The following is a 20,847-nucleotide window of genomic DNA, read 5'->3' as shown; positions in this document are numbered from 1 at the left end:
AACGACGGGGACGGCGAGAGGCGGGCGGGTCGTGGCGGAGGCTCGACGGCGGCCGGGGATGCGCGCGGTGCTGGCGCAGTCCGCTTTCCGGCGGCTGTGGGTGGCGCGCACCGTCAGTCAGTGGGGTGACATCTTCGGTTTCGTTGCGCTGGCCATCCTGATCTACCGGCTGACCGGCTGACCGGCTCGGGGCTGGGCGTGGCGGGCGTCGTCGTCGCCGAGATCATCCCGGTGCTGCTCATCGCCCCGTTCGCCGGCGTGGTCGTCGACCGGCTGCCCGCGTCCAGGGGATGGTTGCCGCCGACGTACTCCGTGCCGCCCTGGCCGGCGTGCTGGTGGTCTGGCACGACGACCCGCTGGGCATCTACGCGGTCGCGTTCGGCCTGTCGGCCGGTGCGGCGCTCTTCAACCCGGCCGCCCACAGCGTGCTGTCCTCGGTCGTGGCCGACCGGGAGATCGTCGCGGCCAACAGCGCCGTCTGGACGGCGGCGGTGCTGTCACAGGTCGTCCTCGCGCCGCTGGCTGGAGGCCTGGTCGCACTGGTCGGTCCCGGCTGGGCGTTCGGCCTCAACGCCGCGAGCTTCCTCGTCTCGGCGCTGGCGCTGCGTGGCCTGCGGCTGGTCGAGCCGCCGGGCGAGGTCGGCCGCCGCCGGCTGCTCGCCGACGCCCGCGAGGGTGTGGCGCTGGTCGGCCGGGACCGGTTGCTGCGCGCGCTGGCCATCGGACAGCTGCTGGCCGCGCTGTCGGCCGGCGCGACCAGTGCGTTGCTGGTGGTGCTGGCCGCCGAGCACCTGGGCGCGCCGGCGGACGCCTACGGGATCCTGGTCGGCGCGATCGGCGTGGGCGCCGCTCTGGGTCCCACTTTGCTGCTGCGGCTGATCCCCGATCCGCGCCGCCCGCTGTACGTGTTCGGCTCGTATGTGCTGCGGGGCGTTGTCGACCTGGTGCTGGCCTCGGTCCGCTCGCTGCCGGTCGCCGCCGCCGCCCTCGCCATGTACGGCGTCGGAACCTCCACCGGCGCTGTCACCTTCAACAGCCTGCTGCAGTCGCACGTCACCGACCGCACGCGCGGGCGGGTCTTCGCCCTGATGGACCTGCTCTGGCAGAGCGGGCGCCTGGCCAGCCTCGGCGTCGGCGGGCTGCTCGCCGACACCGTGGGCATCCGCGCCGTCTACTACCTCGGGGGCATGCTGCTGTTGCTGGCCGCCGCTGTCGGCTTCGCCGCCAGCCGCACACCCGCACCGTCCGCCGATGCGTAGCTCAGTGGCTGGGGCGCATGCACACCTGCATCCCGGTGAGCAGCCCGCGGACGCGGGCTTCGATCTGGTCGCGGATGGCTCACCGACTCGACCCCCTTGCCAGCCTGGTCCGTCAGGACGCAGCGAGGTTGCGCTTGCCCGGGAAGACGACCGGACAGGCGTCACCGCAGCCCACGGGGTGGCCTTGCGTGAGCGAGACTCGATTCCTTGGTCGCCCGGTTGCCGCCGGTGATATTGGCTATCATCGCCGCATGGCGATGAACTCGATGATGGACAGCGCCGCGGAGGCGGGGGTCAACGAAGCCGCCGCACTGTCCGCGGCGGCGTGCATGTTCCGCAGCCTGGGCGATCCCACGCGGCTCGCCATCCTCCGGCACCTCGCGCTAGGTGAGCACAAGGTCGTCGAGCTGACCGCCCACCTCGGGTTGGCGCAGTCGACAGTCTCCGCGCACCTCGCCTGCCTGCGGGACTGCGGGTTGGTGACCTCCCGGCCGCAGGGGCGGGCGTCGATGTGGTCACTGGCGACCGGGGCAGAACTGCTGGATGTGCTCGCCGCCGCCGAGCGGCTGCTCGCCACGACCGGCGATGCCGTGGCCCTCTGTCCGGCCTACGGCGAGGAAGCGAGCCGATGAGCGCTGTTCCCGCCCACGGCCACCGTGAGGTCTCCGCGGAGACGCGCCGCCGGCTCGGTCGCCGGGCGCAGCTCTTGGCCGGCGCGTCGGTCAGCTACAACGTCGTCGAAGCGGTCATCGCCATCACCGCAGGGGTCGCCGCCGGCTCGGTGGCGCTGATCGGCTTCGGCCTCGATTCGATCGTCGAGGTCTCCAGCGGCCTGATCATCCTGTGGCAGTTCCGCCACCGGCTACCTGAAAGCCGGGAGCGGACAGCGCTGCGGTTGATGGCGCTGTCGTTCTTCGCCCTGGCCGGCTACGTCACCTTCGAGTCCGTCCGCGCCCTCGTCTCCGGCACCGAACCGAAGTCGTCGATGGTCGGGATCGGCCTCGCGATCGCCTCGCTGATCGTCATGCCCTTCCTGTCCTGGGCACAACGGCGCACCGGCCGCGCGCTCGGATCGAATGCCGTCGTCGCCGACGGAACCCAGACGCTGCTGTGCACCTACCTGTCCGCGGTACTGCTCGTGGGGCTGATCCTCAACGCCACGCTCGGCTGGGGCTGGGCCGACCCGGTCGCCGGGCTGGTCATCGCTGCCGTCGCGGTCAAGGAGGGCCTTGAAGCCTGGCGCGGCGAGGGCTGCTGTGCCCCTGCCCGTCCCGGTGGGACCCCCGACGACGCACGTTCGACGTGCGGCTGCGCCGATGGGTGCACCGACGCCTGCTGCGTGCCCAGCGCCGCGCCGGCGTCCGGGACCCTTCAGATCACGATCCGGGAACAGGCCCGGTGATCGGCCCGCTCAGGCCTGCGGCCGCCCGGACCGACCACGGAGCACGCGCCACGTCCGGCACCGGAACGAGCACCGAACGGCGATGGCTCTCTGTGCAGCCGCATGCATGCCTCCGGTCGCCATGGCTGCATCACGGAGGACCGGTCCGGTGAGCGACACGAATGCCACCCTGAGCCCGGTCCAGATCGAACGGCTCACCAGGCGAGGGTTGCGCCTGGCACAGTTCACCGTCGCCTACAACGTCGTCGAGGGCGCCATCGCCGTCACGGTCGGCATCCTCGCCGGTCTCGTTTCGATGATCGGCTTCGGGTTCGACTCCGGTATCGAGTCGGTGGCAGCGGTACTGGTCGGCCTGCGCCTGGCTGCGCGCCTGCGCCATGGCGAGGCCGACGAGGCCAAGGAGCGCCGCACCCTCAAGGCAGTGGCCGTCACCTTCTTCGTGCTGGCCGCCTACGTGACGTTCGAGGGCATCCGCAGCCTCGTGGGCGGGGACAACCCCGACACGTCGGTTGTCGCCCTCGTGCTGCTCGCCGCCTCCATCGTCGTCATGCCCCTCCTGGCTCGCGCCAAGCGCCACGTCGGCGAGCGGCTGCGGGACCCGCTCATCCTTGCTGACGCCGCCGAGACCCGGATCTGCGTGCTGCTGAGCATCTCCACCCTGCTCGGCCTCGGCCTCTACGCCGTGGTCGGATGGCCGTGGCTCGACCCGGTGGCCGGCTTCGTGATCGCATCTTTCGCCGTCCACGAGGGCCGTGAAGCCTGGGAAGGCGAGCTGGTCGAGGACGACGAGGACGAGACGTGAGCGGATACCTGCTCGTCCTGGGCCTCGCGGCTCTGCCCGCGGCCGGAAACTTCGCCGGGGGAGTGCTCGCCGAGTCGTTTCGCGTCTCCGAACGCACGCTCAGCCTCGCGCTGCACCTCGCGGCCGGCATCGTGCTCGCCGTCGTGGGCCTCGAGCTGATGCCCGAGGCTCTGGCGGCAGGTCTCCCGTGGGTCCCCTTGTTGGCGTTCGTGGGGGGAGGCGCTGCCTTCATCGGCCTCGACCGAGCCATCGGCTATGTCCAGGCGAGGATGGGCGGGGGCGAGAAGCAGGGGAGCGCACTGGGGATCTTCTCCGGCGTCTCGTTGGACCTGTTCAGTGACGGCGTCATGATCGGCACCGGCACGGTCCTCAACCCAGCTCTGGGCCTTCTCCTTGCCCTTGGGCAGGTCCCCGCCGATGTCCCGGAGGGCTTTGCGGCCATCGCGACGATGCGCAGGGCCGGCATCAGCCGCGGTCGGCGGGTGCTGCTCGCGGCAGGCTTCGCCGTCCCGATCTTCCTCGGCGCCACGCTCGGCTACTTCGCCCTCCGGGACGCCCCCGAGATCGTCACCTTGTCGGTGCTCGCGCTTACCGGTGGCGCGCTCACGGCTGTCGTGGTCGAGGAGATGATCGGAGAGGCGCACGAAGGTGAGACTTCACGGCTGGGGCCCATCTTCCTCACCGCCGGATTCGCCGTCTTCGGCGCCATCTCCGTCTACGTGGGGGCGTAAGCGGCGACGCTTTGATCGGGCGGTGGTCCTGCGGGACCCGGAAGGGGCGATTTCGGTCGTCGCTGTCAGTGTTCCCCGTCTGTCCCATGCCAGAAGTGGAATGACTACTGGAATTCGTGGTTGGCGCATTGGCTCGCGCCGTCGGAGTGACCTATTACGGCGCTGAGAAGAAGCCCGCTTGATCCGGACGCCCGTGAGATCCGCGGAGAACCAACTCGTCCCGTCACAACGCGGATGATCCAAGACCCGTAGCCCCCAGCCAGGCCCGCAGCCAGATCATCAGCGCGTCCCACCAGCCGGTCAGCAGCAGGATGCCCAAGGCGATCATCAGGCCCCCACCGACCCGCATGACGGTAGGGGCGTGCCGGCGGGCCAGGTCGGAGAACGCCAGGGCGCGGCGGGCGCCGAGGGCCACCAGGACGAACGGGATGCCCAGTCCCAGGCAGTAGGCCAGGGCGAGGATGGCACCGCGGCCGGCCGAGGCCTGGGTGTAGGCCAGCGTGTTCACCGCGGCGAGCGTCGGGCCCAGGCAGGGCGTCCACCCGAGGCCGAACACGACGCCGAGGACGGGGGCACCGGCCAGGCCGGCCGGCGGCCGGCGGTGGATGCGGCGTTCGCGCATCAGCCAGGGGATCGCGCCGAGGAACGACAGCCCCATCGCGATCACGACGACGCCGGCGACCCGGGTGAGCACCGGCGACCACTCCAGCAGCAGCCGGCCCAGGCCGCCGAAGAGGGCGCCGAAGGAGACGAAGACGGCGCTGAAGCCGGCGATGAACAGCAGGGACCCGGCCAGCACCCGGCCGCGGCCGGCAGCGGCCGGGGCCGCCGGCGGTGAGGGGGCGGTGCCGGCCTCGGCAGCACAGCCGGCCGATGTCGCGCCGGCTGGCCCACCGCCAGCAGGCTGCGGAACTCGGGGCCGGCCGGCGGTGGCCTGGGAGCCGGCGAGCCCGGCGATGTAGCTGACGTAGCCGGGGATCAGTGGCAGGCAGCAGGGGGAAGCGAAGCTGATCAGCACGACCAGCGCGGCCACCGCGATGGCCACCAGCAGCGAGCCGTCGGTGACGATGCGGGCGAAGGTCGCCCCGAGCTCGCTCACGCTCGGTCCTCGGCGAGCAGCAGTTCGACGGCGGCGCGCAAGTCCTCACCGCGGACCTGGCCGGTGTAGACGGCGGCCACGCGGCCGTCGCGGTCCAGCAGGATGGTCGAGGGCACCACGTTGGCCGGGAACCCGCGGAACGCCATCGCCACCTCACCGCGCGGATCGAACACCGACGGGTAGGCCACCCCCAGCCGCTCGACGAAGGCGACGGCCATCTGCCGCTGGTCCTTGACGTCGATGCCGAGGAACTGCACGCCACGGTCGGCGACGTCGGCGTGCACGGCTTGGAACTCCGGGGTCTCCACCCGGCACGGCACGCACCAGGACCCCCAGAAGTTGATGACCGCGACGTCCCCGGCCAGCGACGAGGACTCGAACGGAGTGCCGTCGAGCAGCTCGCCGGAGAAGGCCGGGGCAGGTGACCGCTGATCCTCAGCGACCACCGTCGCCGCCGGCGTGGGTTCGGTGAACTCGTACTCCCCGGTGGAGCTCACGGTGTCGTTCCCGCCGGTGGAGCAGCCGACCAGCGCGCCTGCGGCGGCGCCACCGGCGGCCAGCAAGAGGGTCCGGCGACTGAGCGGCCGGCTCATCGGCGTGCCGCCGCGGTGGAACCCGAGAGGCGGCGGCTGGCTGTACGACTGAGATGCGTCCTCACCACATCCCTACTATGACAGGTAGGAGCAGCGGTCTACTATCGGGCATAGTGGCGCCAGTGTGGCGCCCGACAGCCGTTGGAGGCACCGATGTCGGAGCTGTTCTACCTGTTGGCGTTGTTGGCCTGCCCGGTCGGCATGGGCGCCATGATGTGGATGATGAGCCGCGGCCACGGATCGGCGCCGCAGCCGGCCGAGGACAAGCAGGCCGAGCTCGCCGGCCTGCGTGCCGAGATCGACCAGCTGCGTGCAGAGCGCTCCGGCGACGGCGGCGACCCGAGGTTGACCGAGTCCAGCCGATGAGCGGCTGGCTGCTGCCGGCCCTGGTCCTGGTGGCGGCCCTGGCCGCCACCTACCGGTGCTGCCTGCGGCCAATGCGCGGCGGAGTCTGCCACCCCGCTCCGGCCCGGACGCCGACGGCGGACGACGGCTTGCAGCGGCAGCTCCGTCAGGCGCGCGCCGAGCGGGACCGGCTGCGCGCCCAGTAATCGACCTGCGGCCGGAGCTCCGGTCCTTCCCGGGCTCGTGATCGCGGCCACTGCGACACCTTCCATCCCGAGCACCGAGAGAGGCACCCAGCGGTGAGACCTGTCCTGTTCGAGGTCTTCAGCCTCCCCATCCACAGCTACGGAGTGAGCAAGGCCGCGGCCGCGCTGGTGGCCGGCTACCTGCTGGCCCGGGAGTTCCGCCGCTTGGGCTGGCATCCGGACCGGGCCTGGTCGATCGTGGTCGCAGCCACCGTCGTCGGGTTCGTCGGCGGCAAGCTGTACTACCTGGCCGAGCACGCCGGGGACCTGTCGGCGCACTCCTCCGGGCCGTCGGGGTTCACCTGGTACGGCGGCCTGATCGCCGGGGTCGCCACAGTGGTGGTGATGGCCCGCCGCTACGGGCTGCCGCTGGCGCAGTTGGCCGGTGTCGCGGCCGCGCCCCTGTCGGTGGCCTACGGGATCGGCCGGATCGGCTGCTTCCTGGCCGGAGACGGCTCCTACGGCCAGCCCTCGGACCTGCCTTGGGCGACCGCGTTCCCCGACGGCATGGTGCCCACCTTCGTGCCGGTGCATCCCGCAGCGCTGTACGAAGCCGTCGTCGCACTGGCCGTCGGCGGGCTGCTGTGGATTCTGCGGACCCGGTGGTCACCGCTGCACGTCTTCGGGCTGTACGCAGTACTCAGCGGGTCGGCGCGGTTCCTCGTCGAGGAGATTCGGGTCAACCCGGAGGCGGTGCTCGGGTTGACCCAGCCGCAGCTGTGGTCAGCGCTGCTGGTCGCCGTGGGAGTGGCCCTGCTGAGGATCGGGTCGTTGCGGGGCCGGCCGCCCGGGGGTGCTGGCCCTGATGAGATGGCGCCGGGCGGCACCACCGACAGGGACGTCGTCCACTACCGCCGGTAGTACTGTGACGGGAAGCTGCGCCATGGCCGACGGGTTGCTGGAGCTGACCGGGTCGCGCAGCGGCGCGGAGGGGATGAGGAGGTGGCGAGTGCGCCCGTTCGGTGAGCTGGAAGCCGTCGTGATGGACATGCTGTGGCGCCGTGGCGAGGCGGCGACCGTCCGGGAGGTGCTCGCCGAGCTGACCGCATCCCGCGCGCTGGCCTACACGACCGTGATGACGGTGCTGGACAACCTGCACCGCAAGGGCGCGCTGAGCCGCGAGATGGAAGGCCGGGCCTGGCGGTACCGCCCCACCCGGACCCGCGCGGAGCACTCCGCGGCGATGCTGCAGGACGTGCTGAGTGCGGCCGGGGATCGCGACGAGGTGCTCATGCACTTCGTCGCCGACCTCGACGCCGATGCGGTGGCCAGCCTGCGGACAGCGGTGGAATCGGCCCGGCAGGCGCAGAGGTCGTGACCACCACCGTCGCGCTGCTGACCTTCGCCGCGGCGCTGGTGGTGCTGGCTCCGCGGGCGATCGGCGGCTGGGCCGATCGCTCGCCGCGGCTGGCGGTCGCCGCCTGGCAGGCGGTGTCTGCCGGCGTGCTCGTGTCCGTGGTGCTCGCGGGCCTGGCGCTGCTGGTGCCGGCCGGTGCGGTGGCCGACGGCCTGGCATCGATCCTCGACGCCTGCGCGGCGACCATCGCCGCCGTCTACGGCTCGCCCGGGCAACTGGCCGCCGTGCTCGCCGGCGTCCTGCTGTCGGGCGGGGTGCTCCTACGCCTGGGCTGGGTCGCCGTCCGCACTCGCCTGCGCGACCAGCGGGAGCGGCGCCGGCTGCGCGCGACGATCCTGGTTGGTGCTCGCCCCGAGCAGTCGCTCGGAGCAGTGCTGCTGGAGTCCGACCACGCGGCCGCCTTCTGCCTGCCCGGACGGCTCCGTACGGTCGTGGTGACCACCGCGGCCCTCCACGCGCTCTCCGCCGACGAGCTCGCCGCCGTGTTGGCCCACGAGCGAGCCCATCTGCGCGGTCGCCACCACCTGGCCGTGGGCACCGCCCGGATCCTGGACCGGGCCTTCCCCGGAGTGCCCCTCTTCTCCCGGAGCCGGGCGGAGATCGAGCGGCTGGTCGAGCTGCTGGCCGACGACGCCGCCGCCCGGCAGGTGAACCGGGTGGAGGTCGCCTCCGCCCTGGTGACCCTCGCCGGCATGCGCGCCCCTGCCCCGGCGCTGGCCGCCGCGCAGGGTGCCGGCGTGCTCCGTGTGGGCCGGCTGCTGCGGCCGGCCGCTCCTCTCGGCGCCGCGCAACGCATGGTCGCCGCCACAGCGGCGGTGCTGGTGGTGGCCGGGCCGGTGGCGCTGGCTGCCTGGCCGCTGGTGTCCGCGGTCTCCAGCGGGCTGTGCGTCCTCCCCGGAGCCGACTGGAGCTGAGCTCCGCGGCCGCCAGAAGCGTCTACTATCTGAGGTAGTACGTCCGTCTGGTCTTGTGGGGAGCTCATGTCACCGTCCGTCCTGCCGTCCCGATCCACCCGGTCCTCTCTGCCTGCCCCGTGGGCAGCCGGTCGCCGCCGGGTACTAGTGGGCGCCGCTGCGGCGGGATCGCTGCTCCTCGCCGGGTGCGGCACCGACGCAACTGCCGGAGACCAGACCGCGGCTGACGGCGAGACGCACAGCCACGACGACGGCACCCATCCCCACCCGGAGGACCTGACCCTCGAGCACGTGCACGGGCTGGGCGTCGACCCGGCCGACGAGGCCCTCTACGCCGGCACGCACTACGGACTGGTGCGCATCTCTCCGTACGGGGAGCTGACGCGCATCGCCGACCGGGTGCAGGACTTCATGGGCTTCACCGTCGTCGGTCCCGAGCACTATCTGGCCAGCGGACACCCCGGCGCAGGCCAGGACGGCCCGGGCAACCTGGGTCTGATCGAAAGCACCGATGGCGGGGAGACTTGGGAGACGCTGTCGCTGGCGGGTGAGGCCGACTTCCACGCTCTGGATGCCGCCGACGGCGTGATCTTCGGCTACAGCGGTGGCCGGTTGCTGGTCAGCGAGGACGGCGTCGAGTGGGCTGACCGCGGGGAGATGCGGATCGCCGACCTGGCTGCCGATCCCACCGATCCGCAACGATTGCTGGCCACCACCGAGGCCGGCCTGATGGTGAGCGAGGACGCCGGGAAGGACTTCACCGCCGTCGCCGGCGCCCCCCTGATGGTGCTGGTGGACATCGCCGCCGAAGGCGGTTCCACGGTCGGCGTTGCCCCCGACGGCACGGTGTTCGTGAGCACCGACGGCGGACGGACCTGGGCCGAGCGCGGCAGTGTCGGCGGCGCGCCGGAGGCGCTGACCGTGGAGGGGGACGACGTCTACGTCGCCGTTGACGGCGCGGTCCTGGCCTCCTCCGACGGTGGGGAGACCTTCACCGAGCTGTACCAGGAGTCCTGATGCCGGTGCGGCTGGCCGGCGGGCTGCTGACGGCCGCCCTGCTGGCCGGCTGCGCCACCGCCGAGCCGAACGTGACCACTGCGAGGACTGGGCCCGCGACCGCCGAGGCGGCTCCGCCGGCACCGGCCTGCGAGCAGCTGCCCGAGGACATCGTGCCGGCCGGCGCGGACGCCCTGCCGCAGCTCACCCTGCCCTGCCTGGGTCCGGGCACGGACGTGGCGCTGGACCGGCTCACCGGCCGCCCGACCCTGGTCAATCTGTGGGCGACCTGGTGCGGCCCGTGCCGGGAGGAGATGCCGATGTTGCAGGAGGCCTACGCGCGACACGGCGAGCTGGTCCGCTTCCTGGGTGTGGACGTGCAGGACGATCCAGGCCGCCCGCTGGTTCCTCGACGAGCACGACATCGACTACCCGCACGCCGTCGACGTCGACGGCGAACTGCTGAAGGAGCTGGGAGTTCGGGGGCTGCCGGTGACCCTCGCGCTCGACGCCGACGGCCGCGTCATCGACCGGGTGGTCGGCCAGCTGACCTCCGAGGAGCTGCAGCGCCTGATCGACGACCTCCTCCGCTCCGGGGACGCCTGAGCGTCTTCAGTGCGGCTCGATCGTCAGCGCCTCCGCGATCAACTGCCGGCACCAGTCCGGATGGGTGAACGGAAGCCCGTGGTCGGCCTCCGGATGGACGACGGGCCGGAGGGCAGGTCGGGTGCGGGCCAGCTCGACAGCTCGCCCGGGTACCGGCACGGGATCGCACTGGCCGGCCGCCAGGGTCAGCGGTACTCGAGTCAGTCCATCGAGGGCAGGAAGCCACCCGTCATCGCGGATGAGGCCGTCCATCGCGCTGGAGTAGGTGTCCCAGGTGTGCTTGACCCCTGACCGGGCCACCGGGACCGGAAGATCCGGGCGGTCGGCGACGGCGATCCAGGAGGCGAGCGTCCGGTGGCGGCACATCCAGGCGCAGGCGGCGCGGGGCAGGGGTCCGTCGCCGGCGAGCAGGGCCTCCATCCGCCCGATCGCGTCGATGTGCGCGTCGGCCTCGGCCCGGGTGAGGTATAGCGGCGCTCCGAAGGTGAGCACCGAGCGCACCTTCTGGCTGTGCTGAGCGGCCCAGCGGATCGCGAGGACGCCGCCCATCGAGTGCCCGGACACGACGGTCGGCCGGTCCTGCAGGCCGAGGGCGTCCAGGGCGGCGTCCAGGGCCGCGAGGTGCGCCTGCACGTCGGCAGGTCCGGTCACGTCCATCGACCCGCCGAATCCGAGCAGATCGGGGACGACCACAGTCGCTGCTCGCGCCAGTTCGTCGTAGGCGGCGCCGAATTTGTTGCCCGCCCCGGCCAGGCCGTGCAGCAGCAGGAGCACCGGTTCGCCCGAGCCCAGGACGCGCACGTGCAGCGGCCCGGCCCGGCGCTGCCGGCCCCGGCCCGGAGCCCACCGGGCCACAGCCAGAGACCGTTGATGCCGCAGCGCCCACCAACTGCAGGCAGCCGCCAGCCCCAGGGCGCCACTGCCGAGGACTGGATAGCCGCGCAGGACAGACGCGCTTGTCACCGCCGTTCCGCTGGTGGCAGAGACGGGCCGGCCGACGTGCCCACCGGCGTCGGGTGCCGAGCGGGGGATGTCCGCCCGGTCTCGGGTACCGGCGGCGAGGTGAAGCGATCGAGCCGGGCAGCGTTGAGCACGACGCTGATGCTGGACAGCGCCATCGCCGTCGCGGCGATCATCGGGGAGAGCAGCGCGCCGGTGACCGGGTAGAGCAGACCGGCGGCAACCGGGATGGCCGCGGTGTTGTACCCGGATGCCAGGCCAGCGCGGCAACCAGCGCGATCCCGCCGAGTACGACAAAAAGCTCACTGGTGGTCATCTGCTGGCCTCACCGCCATCGCGATTCCTGTGCCTTTGCCCGCCACGTTCTCCTGGTCGACCCGCCCGCGCCTCTGGTCGCTACCCGAGCTGGAGACGGTCGCCCTGTGAAAGTGGCGTACTATCTTCCATAGTAGTCGAGCTAGTCGAAAGCGCATACGGGAATGAGGAACAGGTCATGGTGAGGTCTCCGTTGGTCGCTGCACTGGTCGCAGGAGGAGTCGCAGTTCCCGCCCGAGCGGCCCAGGCTCACCCTGGCGGTGGCGATGGCGGGCCGCCCGACGCGCCCGCTGGAATGGCGCAGATGCACGAGCTCATGGAGCAGCGCAACCTCGGCATGACCCAGATGCACGAGCTCATGCAGGAGGGCAACCCCGGCATGACGCAGATGTGCGAGCTGATGCACCAGGGCGCCCCCGACCACGCTTGATCGGTCAGCCGGCCGCCGGTAGCGGCAGACGACACGCGGCAGGGCGCTCCCGGGGGCGCCCCGCCGACTCGAGGGAAGGAGCGGCCGGTGGGCCATGACGGCGGAATGATGGAAGGCGGGATGATGGAGGGCGGAATGATGGGGATGATGGGCGGCTGGATGCTGCTCTGGACCCTGGTCGGGATCGCCGTCCTGGTGGTTGCGGTCCTTGCGGCCATCTGGTTGGTCAAGCACCGTTCCCCGGCCCGGCCGGACACGACCCCCACTGCACCGGGCAAGCGCGACGAGGTGGCTAGCGCGCAGGAGCTGCTGCGCCGCCGCTACGCCGCTGGCGAGATCGACCGCGAGGAGTACCTCCGGATGCAGCGCGACCTGTCCGGGGATTGACCCGACCGGCCGCCGAGGCGTGGGCCCGCGCCGGAGCGGCGGTCCACTCGCCCGCGCCACGTTCCAGCCGGGGCCGGTTCGGCCGGCTCAGTCGGCGGCGGCCAGTCGGGTTAGATCCTCGGCGTACTGGTCCGGCGTGGTTCCGCCGGTGTAGACGATCGACCGGCTCCCGGGCCCCCAGGCGTACACCGCTCCGGCGTGGTCGACCCCGTAGTTCCCGTGACTGTGCCCGCCCCCGTCCTGCCCGTGTGCTTCCCCGGCGTGCTCGTCGGCCTCGTGCGGGTGGACGATCGCTGTCGACGGGTCAGCCACCTGCGCGCTCTCAGGCAGGTACAGCTCCCGCAGCGCCGCGGCTGTGGCCTCGTTGCCGCCGATGAGCCCGATGAACTCCGGATCGAACCGGTCCAGCCACTCCCGCAGCGCCTCCGGGGTGTCCCGCTCCGGATCCTCGGTCACGAACACCACCTGCACCCGGTCGCGGATCTCCGGGGCGAGCATGTCTCGCGCCAGCGCGAGGTCGGCCATCGTGGTCGGGCACAGGTCCGGGCAGTGCGTGTAGCCGAAGAACAGCAGCGTGATCTCGTCCTCGGGGCGGTCGCCGAGGTCGAATAGGTCGCCGCTGGTGGTGGGCAGTGTCAGGTCCGGTCGGGGCTGGGCCTGCTGCATCCGGGTGCCGTGGAAGCCATCGTCCTGCGTCGTGACGCGGGCCCCGCCCGCCGGCGAGGCCTCGACCGCTCCCGTGGCGCCCTGGCCGCAGCCGGTCAGCAGTAGCCCGCCGACCAGAACGGCAGAGCCGAGGGCGGCTCGGCCTGGGGCTCCTGGCACGGGACCTCCTGAGCTACTGGCCGTCCGGGTTCGGACCAAGCAATATTCTACTATCGCCTATCGTAGGCCCCGGTCACTCTGTCCGATCGTGGCAGGCGCGGTGGGCTGGCCGACAAGCGCCTGATGCCGGCGGCCCCCGGCACGATCGCCACCCTCGCGGTGGTGCTGGTTCGCGATGACCTGCCTGATCGAGAACACGCTGACAGCGGTAGTGGGACCACGGCGAGGATGTCGTCGGTGAGTCCGAGGACTGGACTACTACTAGGCCACCGGTGTCGTGGGCTGCTCCTGGTGGCGACGCCGCTCGTCCTGCTGCTTGCGCCAGCCGTGCCGCGTCAGGCCTCTTGGTTTGTAGATCGAGAGGACCGTGATGAGGAACAGCACCATGACACCGCCGACGGAGTGCGGTAACGAGCCCGGAAATCCATGCGGATCGGCACCCGACCCTGCGGCCTCGGCCAGCGAACGGATCGTCTGCGCCTCGAGCAGCAGAATGGTCGTGGCGACGAGGGTGAGCAGGAGCTTCACCAGGACCCAGTAGTGACGGAACAAGCCCCAGGACGTACCCAATGCGTTGACGATCCCGACGAGCACCGATGCAAGGGCCAGCGGAACGATGGCATAGCTGATGATGACGTCCATCGCGAGATAGGCAGAACGCACCCGCTCGACGTCCGTGCTGACGACGGCGGTGACATCGAGAGCGATGTAGGCGAGGGCCGCACCCAGCCAGCCCACCGAAGTCGTGACATGTGTGATCAGGATCGCCTTGCGCAGGCGAGGCGGCATGGTCATCCGAGAACAGGGGCCGCCGACGCGTGCGCGACGGCTGGCGTACCGGCGTGGGGTGTGGGTGCCCCGGACATGTGCCGTTCCGGACCGTGCACGCCGCCGATACCTGTCAGCTGCAGGACGACGAACAGCAGGACCAGCAGACCGACGACAATCGCGGCCACCTTCACCCAACGGGGCATACGCGGCGGCGTTCCGTGGTCGGCGCCTGGGCGGGGAGTTGTCTCGGCCATCTCAGCGTCCTCTGTTCTGGCCGACCGAGTGGGCGACCGGGTGCAGGTTATCGAGACACCATGTCTGCGCTCAACACATGGTGTTCGGCCAGCGGCGCATCGTCGGCTTCCCCGGTGCCGAAGCTGTGGACCGAGACGATCGCGACGCACCGGCACGCCGTCCGCGAGACGCTCCTGGACACCACTTGGGCGTTGGTGACCGAGCGCGGCCTGCTGGCGGTGACGATGTCGCAGATCGCCGAGAAGGCCGGGATCGGCCGCGCGACGCTGTGCAAGTACTTTCCCGACGTCGAGACGATCCTGTTCGCCTGCCATGAGCGCCATGTGGCCGAGCACCTCGGTCGCCTGGCCGAGCTGCGGAACCGACCCGGCGACGCCGGCACACGACTGAGAGGCGTCTTGGAGGCGTATGCCCTCATCGCGCATCACCGTGGACGCCATGGCACCGAGGAGCTCAGTGCTCTCCTGAACCGTGGAGAGCGCGTCGACCGCGCGCAGCAGCAGATCGTCGACCTGATCCGGGACCTGCTCGTAGAAGTGGCTGCCGCCGACGGGCTCCGGGACGACCTGGCACCGGACGAGCTCGCGAGCTACTGCCTACACGCTCTGACGGCCGCGGGGAGCCTGCCGTCCGAGGCTGCGGTCCGGCGGCTGGTCGATGTCACTTTGGCGGGGGTCAGTCCTCAAGGCTGAAAACCGTGCTGGTCGATTGGCCCCCCTGGTCGCCCCATCGGCCACTTCCCACTCCACCGGCGGGGCCCCTGGAAGGGTGCTCACCCACCGGCCCCGGTGCGCCGGTTATGTCGTGGTCAGTTCGACGGAGGGCAGTCGCGCAGTGCCGACGCCTCGAACTCGGGGACGGGTCGCGCCTGCGCCTCCTCGAGGGTCTCGGCCTCGCCGTTCTCCTCGATGTCCTCGATGAGCCACTCCATCTCGCTGATCTCGATCTCCTGTGCCCGGATGATGTCGACGGCGAGCTGGCACACGCGGACGTCATCGATGTCGGCACGCTCGGATCGCGTGATGGCCAGCGAGTGGTGCGGGATCATCGCCTTCATCCAGCCGAGATCGTCCACGGTGACCTGGGTGCGGTCGAGGGCGATGCCGCCGCCCAGCAGCAGCAGGCTCGCCGCCACGATGGCGATGTTGCCCTTCATGTTCTTGTACATGTTGAGCATCCAGCCCAGCATGACCAGCCCCATGGTGCCGCCCATGGTGATCGCCATGAACACACGGCTCTCGCTGAATTGGACGTGGCTCCACTCCCACGTGCCGGCGAACATCGTCCAGTACATGACGACCATGGCCGTCGAGATCATGGCCGCGAAGCGCAGGTACATCTTCGTCTCGTGCGACAGCTTGCCGCCGTGACGCTGCTGTTCGTTCGCCTCGTCGCTCTTCTTCGTCGCCATGGAACCGATCTCCGTTTCTGCTGTCGTCGGGTTGGAAGGGCGCTGGACGTCGTACGGCTCCTCGTCACCGGGCCCGCCCGTCACATGCTGGTTGCGTCACAGGCGCGTGGCGTGGGATCGGCAAGTCCGCGCGTGAGGCCGGGACTGTGCGTGCGCAGACTGTGAGTCTGTGGAACGGCGTCCGCATGCCCGTACGGTCGTCCGGACAAACATGAGTGGCTCGGTGCTCTCGTCCGGACAATCGGAACAGGTAGCGTCGTGCCCGCCGTCGAGCCTGCAGGCACGGTCGGTCGGCGGTGTGGAGCGGGGGTGTCATGCGAGGCCGGCGGATCCGGGCACTGCTCATCGTGGCCGCCGTCCTGGCCATGCACGGGGTGCAATGCATGAGCGGATCTGTCGGCTCTGCCCACGTCACCGTGTCAGCAGCCGCCTCTCTCACCGTGTTCGACGGCGGCTTGATCGCGTTCCCTGCCGGAACCCACCAGGTCGCCGCCCTCGGCGCGGACGCGACCATGCCAAACCACGCCGCTGCTGACGGCTTGCCGGCCCATGGAGCGGAGATCTGGACCATCTGCCTGGCTGTGGTGTTCGCAGCGCTGGCGCTGGCGGGCATCGCGATGCTGGTCCGTGGGTGGGCCGCCCTCTGCGTGCGAGGCCCGCCACCTCCCCTGCGCGGGCTGCGGCAGCTCCACCGGCTGCCCCCTGCGCCGGATCTCTCGGCTCTCTGCCTCCTGCGGATCTAGGCCGAACGCCCCGACCCCGCCAGCGTCCGCTGGGCGGGGTCGCTCAGGCAGGTCCAGAACCCACTGACAGGAGACTCGCAATGGTCCGCACGACAGCTCGACTCGTCCGTATCGCCGGTGGCTTGGTCGCCGGCGCAGTCCTTCTCGGCGGCTGCTCCAGCGCCGTCGACGGCACCGCGGCAGACAGGAACACTTCCGCCGACAGCTCGGCAATCGTGTCCGAAGAGTTCAACGACGCCGACGTCGCCTTCGCGCAGGGGATGATCCCGCATCACGAAGGTGCCCTGGGGATGGCTGAGATGGCCCTGGAGCGCGCCAGCGATCCTCGCGTGCTCGACCTGGCCGAGCGCATCCAGGCCGGTCAGGAACCGGAGATCGATCTGATGACCGGCTGGCTGGAGGAGTGGGGAGAGCCGGTGGAGTCCAGTGGCACGGGGGGTATGGATCACGGATCCGACGGCGGCATGGACCATGGCTCGGACGGCATGGGGGACATGCCGGCCGCCGGTCCCGACTTCGACGTCATGTGGCTGCAGTCGATGATCGAGCACCACGACGGCGCGGTGATCATGGCGCAGATCGAAATCGACGATGGCGCGAACGAGGAAGCGATCGACCTAGCTCGGGTCATCGTCGAGACGCAGAACGACGAGATCAACGAGATGCAGCAGCTGCTGAACGAACTCGGCGGCTGAGTCGGGGGCCGTGGGGTGCGGCTTCTTGTGCCGCCCCCGCGCTCCCCGCGGCCTCTATCCGTCGGATGCACTCACGTCAGAAGACGGCGGCTCTCGGTGCTGGGGGAAGACCTGCGTCGTCGGCCCGACGCCGATGATTCATGAGACATCAGGGCCGGGCGCCCAACCCGCATATCCTTGGCTGGGCGTCCGGCAGCCGGTCGGGGCTGTGGATCAACGGACGGTGTCAGCCCAGCGACGTGATGAGGTCTCGGCAGGCCTTCTCGCAGCGCCGGCAGGCCTCGGCGCAGACGCGGCAGTGCTCGTGCATCGAGGCGTGGCTCTCGCATTCGTCACCGCATGCCTTGCAGGCGGCGGCGCAGGCTTCGAGGACGGCGCGGGTGAGGTTGGCGTCGTAGCCGGTGTGCCGGGAGAGCACGCGACCGGTCGTGTCGCAGATGTCGGCGCAGTCGGTGTTGCTGCGAATGCACTTGGTCAGCTCGGCGACTTTGTCCTCGCTGAGGCAGGCGTCGGCGCAGGCGGTGCAGGCCTGGGCGCACTCGAAGCAGGCCTCGATGCACTCGAGGAGCTTCTGCTTGTCCACTCCGCCGAGGTCCTTGGGGTAGGTGTCGAGCATCTGGGCTGCCACGGTCATGGTTGTCTCCTCGGATGCTCGGCGCCGGACGGCTCGGATGTCGCCCGGATGTGGCGCCGACGAGTCCGGCGGTACCCGCAGACCCGTACGGGTATGAGCGGCCAGGAGGTGTTTCTCGATGTCCGAACCTGATCACGCGCATCCGGTCGACCCAGAACGTGTCGCGCATGCCCGAGCCCGGCTGCCCAGCCGGGAGGAAGCCGCCCAGCTGACCAGCGTGCTGAGCCTGATGGCCGATCCCACCCGGGCCCGCGTCCTGTTCGCGCTCGACCTGGTCGAGGAGCTCTGCGTCGGCGACCTGGCTCTGGCCTTGGAGGCCAACGAGGACGCCGTGGGGTACGCGCTCCGGTTGTTGCGCACGGCGGGACTGGTGACCAACCGGAAGCAGGGGCGCGTCGTGTTCTACCGCCTCGCCGAAGGCTTTCCCGAGCCACTGCGGGAGCACTGCCTCCGCCAGTTGGTGGTCCTCTCAGACGCGGCGCCGGACGACGACTGACAGGTGGCGTGTCGAGGCTGGCGCGGTTGTCAAGGCGGGTGATCGTCGCCGCGCGAACATCTCCGACCGCCCCTACAGTCGGCCACATCCGGACGGTCGTCCGGATGATCACTGTCTTTCCCTGACCCAGTACCGGCCGTCCCCAGCGGCATCTCCGTTGAGGCGAGGAGGGCGCCATGGTTGCGCTGCTGTCGCTGGCTGCCCTGGTCGCGGCCGGGATCGTCGGGCTGTACGCGCTGTCGTCGGCGTTGCGCACCGCCCGGGAGCCCGCCGCCGTCCTGTCGTACGAGTCGGGCCTGCTCCCGCAGCAGCACGCCGTCTCTCGCTACCACGCGCGGTGGTACGCGGTCACGGTCCTCTTTCTTGCCTTCGACATGGAGATGATCTTCATGTACCCGTGGGCGGTCGTGGTCGCGGACATGGGGGCGGCGGCGGTCGTCGAGATGTTCGGCTTCCTCGCCGTTCTGCTTGTCGGTGTCACCTACGTCTGGCGTGAAGGTGCGCTGCGATGGACCTGATCGCCCGCCTGCGGAACTGGGCGCTGGCGAGGCCGCGGGTGCTGCTCGTCGATGCCCCGGGTGCGACGACGTTCCGGTGGTCCGTCGAGGCCGAGTTGGACCGGCGCGGCTGGCGGCGCGCCGTGTCACCCGCGGACACCGATCTGCTGGTCGTCCTTGGCGGGCCCGGTCCGGCGCTCGCAGAAGCCGTCGACGTGCTGTGGAGCCAGGTTCCCGAGCCGCGGCACCGGGTGGACGTCCAGCGCGCCAGAGACGTCGCCGTCGCTCTGGACGAGGGCCGAGCGGCGCTGGTCCGGCGGGCCGGATCAGGAGCAAGAGGAGACGACCGGTCGTCGCCGGCCTCGTTGCTCGGCAAGAACGAGGACGAGGACGCCGACGACGAGGGCATGGACCACGGGAGTGGTCACGAGGGCATGGACCACGGGAGTGGTCACGAGGGCATGGACCACGGGAGTGGTCACGAGGGCATGGACCACGGGAGTGGTCACGAGGGCATGGACCACGGTGGTGAGGTGGCCGGGCTGCCGATGGCCTCGACCGGCCCGGACCGGGACGGGCTCGAACTTGACGTTCTGAAGGTGGCGCTCGGGCCGGTACTGCCGGGCTGGCCGACGGGTCTGGTGTTGCGGGCGGATCTGCAGGGTGACGTCCTCACCTCCGCAGAACTGGCCTGGCTCGACGCCGGCACCGCCCCACCCGCCCAGCAGCAGTCCGACTCCCAGCGGGCCGCACTCGACCGGCTCGCCCGCTTCCTGGACGTGGCCGGCTGGCCGACGGCTGCCCGAGACGCACGCCGTGCCAGGGACGGGGCGGCCGAGGGGGCCAACCGAGATGAGGCGCAACGGCTTGCCGAGGCCCTGGCGCGGCGGGTGAGCCGGTCGCGGACCTTGGCGTGGACGGCCGGCGGCATCGGGAGGCGCGGGTCTGGGGGAGAGGCCCTGGACCGGGTCAGGCGTTGGTGCGACATGGCGTCGGGGCAGTCGGTCGAGGACTTGCCCGCGATGTCACTGGACGGCGTCGCAGCCCTGGTGGAGGGCGCGGAGATCGGGAGCGCACGGTTGATCGTGGCCAGCCTCGACCTCAGCCCCGTGTCCGCGGTGTCGGCTCCGGGGCACGTGCATGCCTGAGCAGACTCTGGCGGAGGTGTGGGGGCTGGTCCCGGCAGTCCTTGGGATCGTGGCGGTCGGTCTGGTCCTGGGCGTCGTGGTGGCGGCGGTCGACCGCGTCGTCGTCCTCGGCGCGTCGCGGGCCGCTGTAGAGCCGATCCGCTTCGGCGCACGTCTGCTCGTCGAGCAGCGGCGGACGATGCTGGCGCCGGATCGGCTGCTGTGGCGGATCGGATGCGTCGCCGTGCCGACACTGGCGCTGCTGTCTCTGGCGGTGGTGCCCGTAGGCGGTCGGACGTTGTGGTCGACCAGCGCCGACCTCGTGTGGTTCAACGCCATGGAGGCGTTGCTGTGGGCGGCGGTGTGGCTGGTCGGCTGGGGCCCGAACGCGGTCCATGCGCTGACCGGTGGATACCGGTTCCTCGCGCAGGGCCTGGCGTACGAGCTGCCGCTGATGTTCGCGCTCATCACGGCCGGCCTGGCAGCGGGTTCCCTGCGGACGACGGACATTCTCGCCACCCAAGAGAATCTGTGGTTCGTGGTGACGATGCCGGTCGCCTTCGTCGTCTTCGTGGCCAGCGCCGCGGCCTTCGCGTTCTGGGGCCCGTTCGCCGCACCCGCCGGTCCGGACATCGCCGGCGGCGTCGCCTCGGAACTGTCCGGGGTGGACCGGCTGCTGGTGGAGGCCGGTCGCGCCGTCTTCCTCGGCGCGAGCGCGGCCATGGCGGCGGCGCTGTTCCTCGGCGGCGACTCCGGCCCCTGGTTGCCCGGCCCGCTGTGGCACCTGCTGAAGACGCTGGCCGTTGTCGCTGCTCTGGTCTGGGTGGGACGACGGATGCCGGTGCTGCGGCCCGACCGAACGGTGGAGGTCGGCTGGATGGTCCTCGTCCCACTGACGCTGCTGCAGGCGCTGGTCGTCGCCGTGCTCGTTCTGAACGGCTTCTACGCGTGA

The 20,847-nt window shown here is 71.0% G+C and carries 29 protein-coding genes and 1 pseudogene; 23 read left to right on the top strand and 7 right to left on the bottom strand.

Features of this window, described 5'->3' with window-relative positions:
* Positions 1-31: 31 nt before the first annotated feature.
* The 6 genes from FHU33_RS25845 (at position 32) to FHU33_RS12565 (ending at position 4,194) form a co-directional block, all read left to right on the top strand.
* A complete protein-coding gene (locus FHU33_RS25845; protein WP_246063558.1) occupies positions 32-181 on the top strand; it encodes a hypothetical protein in 150 nt (49 codons plus the stop codon).
* Positions 182-290: 109 nt separating this feature from the next.
* Positions 291-1,259: an MFS transporter gene (locus tag FHU33_RS12585; protein ID WP_246063556.1), complete on the top strand. Its 969-nt coding sequence runs from the start codon at positions 291-293 to the stop codon at positions 1,257-1,259.
* Positions 1,260-1,510: 251 nt separating this feature from the next.
* The gene (locus FHU33_RS12580; RefSeq protein ID WP_142025659.1) at positions 1,511-1,891 is read left to right on the top strand and encodes an ArsR/SmtB family transcription factor; all 381 of its coding nucleotides are present in this window, start codon (positions 1,511-1,513) and stop codon (positions 1,889-1,891) included.
* Entirely contained in the window at positions 1,888-2,661 is a 774-nt protein-coding gene (locus FHU33_RS12575; protein ID WP_142025658.1) for a cation diffusion facilitator family transporter, read from the top strand. The genes FHU33_RS12580 and FHU33_RS12575 overlap by 4 nt, the downstream gene beginning before the upstream one ends.
* A gap of 148 nt (positions 2,662-2,809) precedes the next feature.
* Entirely contained in the window at positions 2,810-3,463 is a 654-nt protein-coding gene (locus FHU33_RS12570) for a cation diffusion facilitator family transporter (protein ID WP_246063554.1), read from the top strand.
* Positions 3,460-4,194, top strand: coding sequence for a ZIP family metal transporter (locus tag FHU33_RS12565; protein ID WP_142025656.1), 735 nt, complete (start codon positions 3,460-3,462; stop codon positions 4,192-4,194). The genes FHU33_RS12570 and FHU33_RS12565 overlap by 4 nt, the downstream gene beginning before the upstream one ends.
* Positions 4,195-4,417: 223 nt before the next feature.
* Here the strand turns inward: FHU33_RS12565 and FHU33_RS12560 are convergent, their stop codons facing one another.
* Positions 4,418-5,293 carry a cytochrome c biogenesis CcdA family protein gene (locus FHU33_RS12560; protein WP_142025655.1) on the bottom strand — a complete coding sequence of 292 codons (876 nt, stop codon included), beginning with the start codon at positions 5,291-5,293 and terminating at the stop codon, positions 4,418-4,420.
* Entirely contained in the window at positions 5,290-5,886 is a 597-nt protein-coding gene (locus tag FHU33_RS12555; protein ID WP_142025654.1) for a TlpA family protein disulfide reductase, read from the bottom strand. The genes FHU33_RS12560 and FHU33_RS12555 overlap by 4 nt, the downstream gene beginning before the upstream one ends.
* A gap of 153 nt (positions 5,887-6,039) precedes the next feature.
* Between FHU33_RS12555 and FHU33_RS12550 the strand changes: the two genes are divergently transcribed.
* The 8 genes and pseudogenes from FHU33_RS12550 to FHU33_RS25835 all read left to right on the top strand — a co-directional run bounded on the left by FHU33_RS12550 (position 6,040) and on the right by FHU33_RS25835 (position 10,349).
* Positions 6,040-6,252: a hypothetical protein gene (locus FHU33_RS12550; RefSeq protein WP_142025653.1), complete on the top strand. Its 213-nt coding sequence runs from the start codon at positions 6,040-6,042 to the stop codon at positions 6,250-6,252.
* The gene (locus FHU33_RS12545; RefSeq protein ID WP_142025652.1) at positions 6,249-6,437 is read left to right on the top strand and encodes a hypothetical protein; all 189 of its coding nucleotides are present in this window, start codon (positions 6,249-6,251) and stop codon (positions 6,435-6,437) included. The genes FHU33_RS12550 and FHU33_RS12545 overlap by 4 nt, the downstream gene beginning before the upstream one ends.
* Positions 6,438-6,530: 93 nt before the next feature.
* Positions 6,531-7,337, top strand: a complete 807-nt coding sequence (locus tag FHU33_RS12540) for a prolipoprotein diacylglyceryl transferase (RefSeq protein WP_142025651.1) — start codon at positions 6,531-6,533, stop codon at positions 7,335-7,337.
* Positions 7,338-7,359: 22 nt separating this feature from the next.
* Positions 7,360-7,794 carry a BlaI/MecI/CopY family transcriptional regulator gene (locus tag FHU33_RS25000; protein WP_246063552.1) on the top strand — a complete coding sequence of 145 codons (435 nt, stop codon included), beginning with the start codon at positions 7,360-7,362 and terminating at the stop codon, positions 7,792-7,794.
* On the top strand, positions 7,791-8,747 hold the full coding sequence (locus FHU33_RS12535; protein WP_170182442.1) for a M56 family metallopeptidase: 957 nt from the start codon (positions 7,791-7,793) through the stop codon (positions 8,745-8,747). Before FHU33_RS25000 ends, FHU33_RS12535 begins: the two co-directional genes overlap by 4 nt.
* 147 nt (positions 8,748-8,894) lie before the next feature.
* Positions 8,895-9,764: a F510_1955 family glycosylhydrolase gene (locus FHU33_RS12530; RefSeq protein WP_170182441.1), complete on the top strand. Its 870-nt coding sequence runs from the start codon at positions 8,895-8,897 to the stop codon at positions 9,762-9,764.
* A pseudogene (locus FHU33_RS25840) lies at positions 9,764-10,075 on the top strand (TlpA family protein disulfide reductase); the annotation flags it as partial. The gene FHU33_RS12530 and the pseudogene FHU33_RS25840, both read left to right, overlap by 1 nt.
* Before the next feature lie 37 nt (positions 10,076-10,112).
* Positions 10,113-10,349 carry a TlpA family protein disulfide reductase gene (locus tag FHU33_RS25835; RefSeq protein ID WP_246063965.1) on the top strand — a complete coding sequence of 79 codons (237 nt, stop codon included), beginning with the start codon at positions 10,113-10,115 and terminating at the stop codon, positions 10,347-10,349.
* Between the two features lie 6 nt (positions 10,350-10,355).
* Here the strand turns inward: FHU33_RS25835 and FHU33_RS12520 are convergent, their stop codons facing one another.
* Entirely contained in the window at positions 10,356-11,312 is a 957-nt protein-coding gene (locus FHU33_RS12520; RefSeq protein ID WP_170182439.1) for an alpha/beta fold hydrolase, read from the bottom strand.
* Between the two features lie 616 nt (positions 11,313-11,928).
* Between FHU33_RS12520 and FHU33_RS26205 the strand changes: the two genes are divergently transcribed.
* The gene (locus FHU33_RS26205) at positions 11,929-12,054 is read left to right on the top strand and encodes a hypothetical protein (protein ID WP_281281639.1); all 126 of its coding nucleotides are present in this window, start codon (positions 11,929-11,931) and stop codon (positions 12,052-12,054) included.
* A gap of 87 nt (positions 12,055-12,141) precedes the next feature.
* Positions 12,142-12,441, top strand: coding sequence for an SHOCT domain-containing protein (locus FHU33_RS12515; protein ID WP_211355114.1), 300 nt, complete (start codon positions 12,142-12,144; stop codon positions 12,439-12,441).
* Between the two features lie 87 nt (positions 12,442-12,528).
* Here FHU33_RS12515 and FHU33_RS24995 read toward each other — a convergent pair whose 3' ends face one another.
* On the bottom strand, positions 12,529-13,266 hold the full coding sequence (locus tag FHU33_RS24995; protein WP_211355113.1) for an SCO family protein: 738 nt from the start codon (positions 13,264-13,266) through the stop codon (positions 12,529-12,531).
* 261 nt (positions 13,267-13,527) lie between these two features.
* A complete protein-coding gene (locus FHU33_RS12505) occupies positions 13,528-14,055 on the bottom strand; it encodes a hypothetical protein (RefSeq protein ID WP_211355112.1) in 528 nt (175 codons plus the stop codon).
* 92 nt (positions 14,056-14,147) lie between these two features.
* On the opposite strand from FHU33_RS12505, the gene FHU33_RS12495 reads away from it, so the two are divergent.
* On the top strand, positions 14,148-14,984 hold the full coding sequence (locus FHU33_RS12495) for a TetR/AcrR family transcriptional regulator (protein ID WP_211355111.1): 837 nt from the start codon (positions 14,148-14,150) through the stop codon (positions 14,982-14,984).
* 116 nt (positions 14,985-15,100) lie between these two features.
* Here the strand turns inward: FHU33_RS12495 and FHU33_RS12490 are convergent, their stop codons facing one another.
* Positions 15,101-15,703 carry a DUF305 domain-containing protein gene (locus FHU33_RS12490; RefSeq protein WP_142025644.1) on the bottom strand — a complete coding sequence of 201 codons (603 nt, stop codon included), beginning with the start codon at positions 15,701-15,703 and terminating at the stop codon, positions 15,101-15,103.
* A 383-nt stretch (positions 15,704-16,086) separates the two neighbouring features.
* Between FHU33_RS12490 and FHU33_RS12485 the strand changes: the two genes are divergently transcribed.
* Together FHU33_RS12485 and FHU33_RS12480 are read left to right on the top strand one after the other, a co-directional pair.
* Complete coding sequence (locus FHU33_RS12485) at positions 16,087-16,446, top strand: hypothetical protein (RefSeq protein WP_142025643.1); 360 nt, start codon at positions 16,087-16,089, stop codon at positions 16,444-16,446.
* Between the two features lie 80 nt (positions 16,447-16,526).
* Positions 16,527-17,141, top strand: a complete 615-nt coding sequence (locus FHU33_RS12480; protein WP_142025642.1) for a DUF305 domain-containing protein — start codon at positions 16,527-16,529, stop codon at positions 17,139-17,141.
* A gap of 226 nt (positions 17,142-17,367) precedes the next feature.
* Here the strand turns inward: FHU33_RS12480 and FHU33_RS12475 are convergent, their stop codons facing one another.
* Positions 17,368-17,775 (bottom strand): four-helix bundle copper-binding protein, encoded by a 408-nt coding sequence (locus FHU33_RS12475; RefSeq protein WP_142025641.1) that lies wholly within the window; start codon positions 17,773-17,775, stop codon positions 17,368-17,370.
* A 118-nt stretch (positions 17,776-17,893) separates the two neighbouring features.
* Between FHU33_RS12475 and FHU33_RS12470 the strand changes: the two genes are divergently transcribed.
* The 4 genes from FHU33_RS12470 (at position 17,894) to FHU33_RS12455 (ending at position 20,847) form a co-directional block, all read left to right on the top strand.
* On the top strand, positions 17,894-18,271 hold the full coding sequence (locus tag FHU33_RS12470; RefSeq protein WP_142025640.1) for an ArsR/SmtB family transcription factor: 378 nt from the start codon (positions 17,894-17,896) through the stop codon (positions 18,269-18,271).
* A 176-nt stretch (positions 18,272-18,447) separates the two neighbouring features.
* On the top strand, positions 18,448-18,789 hold the full coding sequence (locus FHU33_RS12465) for an NADH-quinone oxidoreductase subunit A (protein ID WP_142025639.1): 342 nt from the start codon (positions 18,448-18,450) through the stop codon (positions 18,787-18,789).
* Entirely contained in the window at positions 18,780-19,916 is a 1,137-nt protein-coding gene (locus tag FHU33_RS12460) for a hypothetical protein (RefSeq protein WP_142025638.1), read from the top strand. Before FHU33_RS12465 ends, FHU33_RS12460 begins: the two co-directional genes overlap by 10 nt.
* Positions 19,909-20,847 (top strand): NADH-quinone oxidoreductase subunit H, encoded by a 939-nt coding sequence (locus tag FHU33_RS12455; RefSeq protein ID WP_142025637.1) that lies wholly within the window; start codon positions 19,909-19,911, stop codon positions 20,845-20,847. Before FHU33_RS12460 ends, FHU33_RS12455 begins: the two co-directional genes overlap by 8 nt.

Source organism: Blastococcus colisei (genome assembly GCF_006717095.1).
Lineage (GTDB): Bacteria > Actinomycetota > Actinomycetes > Mycobacteriales > Geodermatophilaceae > Blastococcus_B > Blastococcus_B colisei.
Note: the sequence above shows the minus strand (reverse complement) of the source record. Positions and strands in the feature narration are given on the sequence as shown.

Coding starts and splice junctions, on each gene's coding strand:
- FHU33_RS12585 (WP_246063556.1), top strand. CDS start 291: ATGGTTGCCGCCGACGTACTCCGTGCCGCCCTGGCCGGCGTGCTGGTG.
- FHU33_RS12580 (WP_142025659.1), top strand. CDS start 1,511: ATGGCGATGAACTCGATGATGGACAGCGCCGCGGAGGCGGGGGTCAAC.
- FHU33_RS12575 (WP_142025658.1), top strand. CDS start 1,888: ATGAGCGCTGTTCCCGCCCACGGCCACCGTGAGGTCTCCGCGGAGACG.
- FHU33_RS12555 (WP_142025654.1), bottom strand. CDS start 5,886: ATGAGCCGGCCGCTCAGTCGCCGGACCCTCTTGCTGGCCGCCGGTGGC.
- FHU33_RS12550 (WP_142025653.1), top strand. CDS start 6,040: ATGTCGGAGCTGTTCTACCTGTTGGCGTTGTTGGCCTGCCCGGTCGGC.
- FHU33_RS12545 (WP_142025652.1), top strand. CDS start 6,249: ATGAGCGGCTGGCTGCTGCCGGCCCTGGTCCTGGTGGCGGCCCTGGCC.
- FHU33_RS25000 (WP_246063552.1), top strand. CDS start 7,360: ATGGCCGACGGGTTGCTGGAGCTGACCGGGTCGCGCAGCGGCGCGGAG.
- FHU33_RS26205 (WP_281281639.1), top strand. CDS start 11,929: ATGCACGAGCTCATGGAGCAGCGCAACCTCGGCATGACCCAGATGCAC.
- FHU33_RS12505 (WP_211355112.1), bottom strand. CDS start 14,055: ATGCCGCCTCGCCTGCGCAAGGCGATCCTGATCACACATGTCACGACT.
- FHU33_RS12490 (WP_142025644.1), bottom strand. CDS start 15,703: ATGGCGACGAAGAAGAGCGACGAGGCGAACGAACAGCAGCGTCACGGC.
- FHU33_RS12485 (WP_142025643.1), top strand. CDS start 16,087: ATGAGCGGATCTGTCGGCTCTGCCCACGTCACCGTGTCAGCAGCCGCC.
- FHU33_RS12480 (WP_142025642.1), top strand. CDS start 16,527: ATGGTCCGCACGACAGCTCGACTCGTCCGTATCGCCGGTGGCTTGGTC.
- FHU33_RS12475 (WP_142025641.1), bottom strand. CDS start 17,775: ATGACCGTGGCAGCCCAGATGCTCGACACCTACCCCAAGGACCTCGGC.
- FHU33_RS12470 (WP_142025640.1), top strand. CDS start 17,894: ATGTCCGAACCTGATCACGCGCATCCGGTCGACCCAGAACGTGTCGCG.
- FHU33_RS12465 (WP_142025639.1), top strand. CDS start 18,448: ATGGTTGCGCTGCTGTCGCTGGCTGCCCTGGTCGCGGCCGGGATCGTC.
- FHU33_RS12460 (WP_142025638.1), top strand. CDS start 18,780: ATGGACCTGATCGCCCGCCTGCGGAACTGGGCGCTGGCGAGGCCGCGG.
- FHU33_RS12455 (WP_142025637.1), top strand. CDS start 19,909: ATGCCTGAGCAGACTCTGGCGGAGGTGTGGGGGCTGGTCCCGGCAGTC.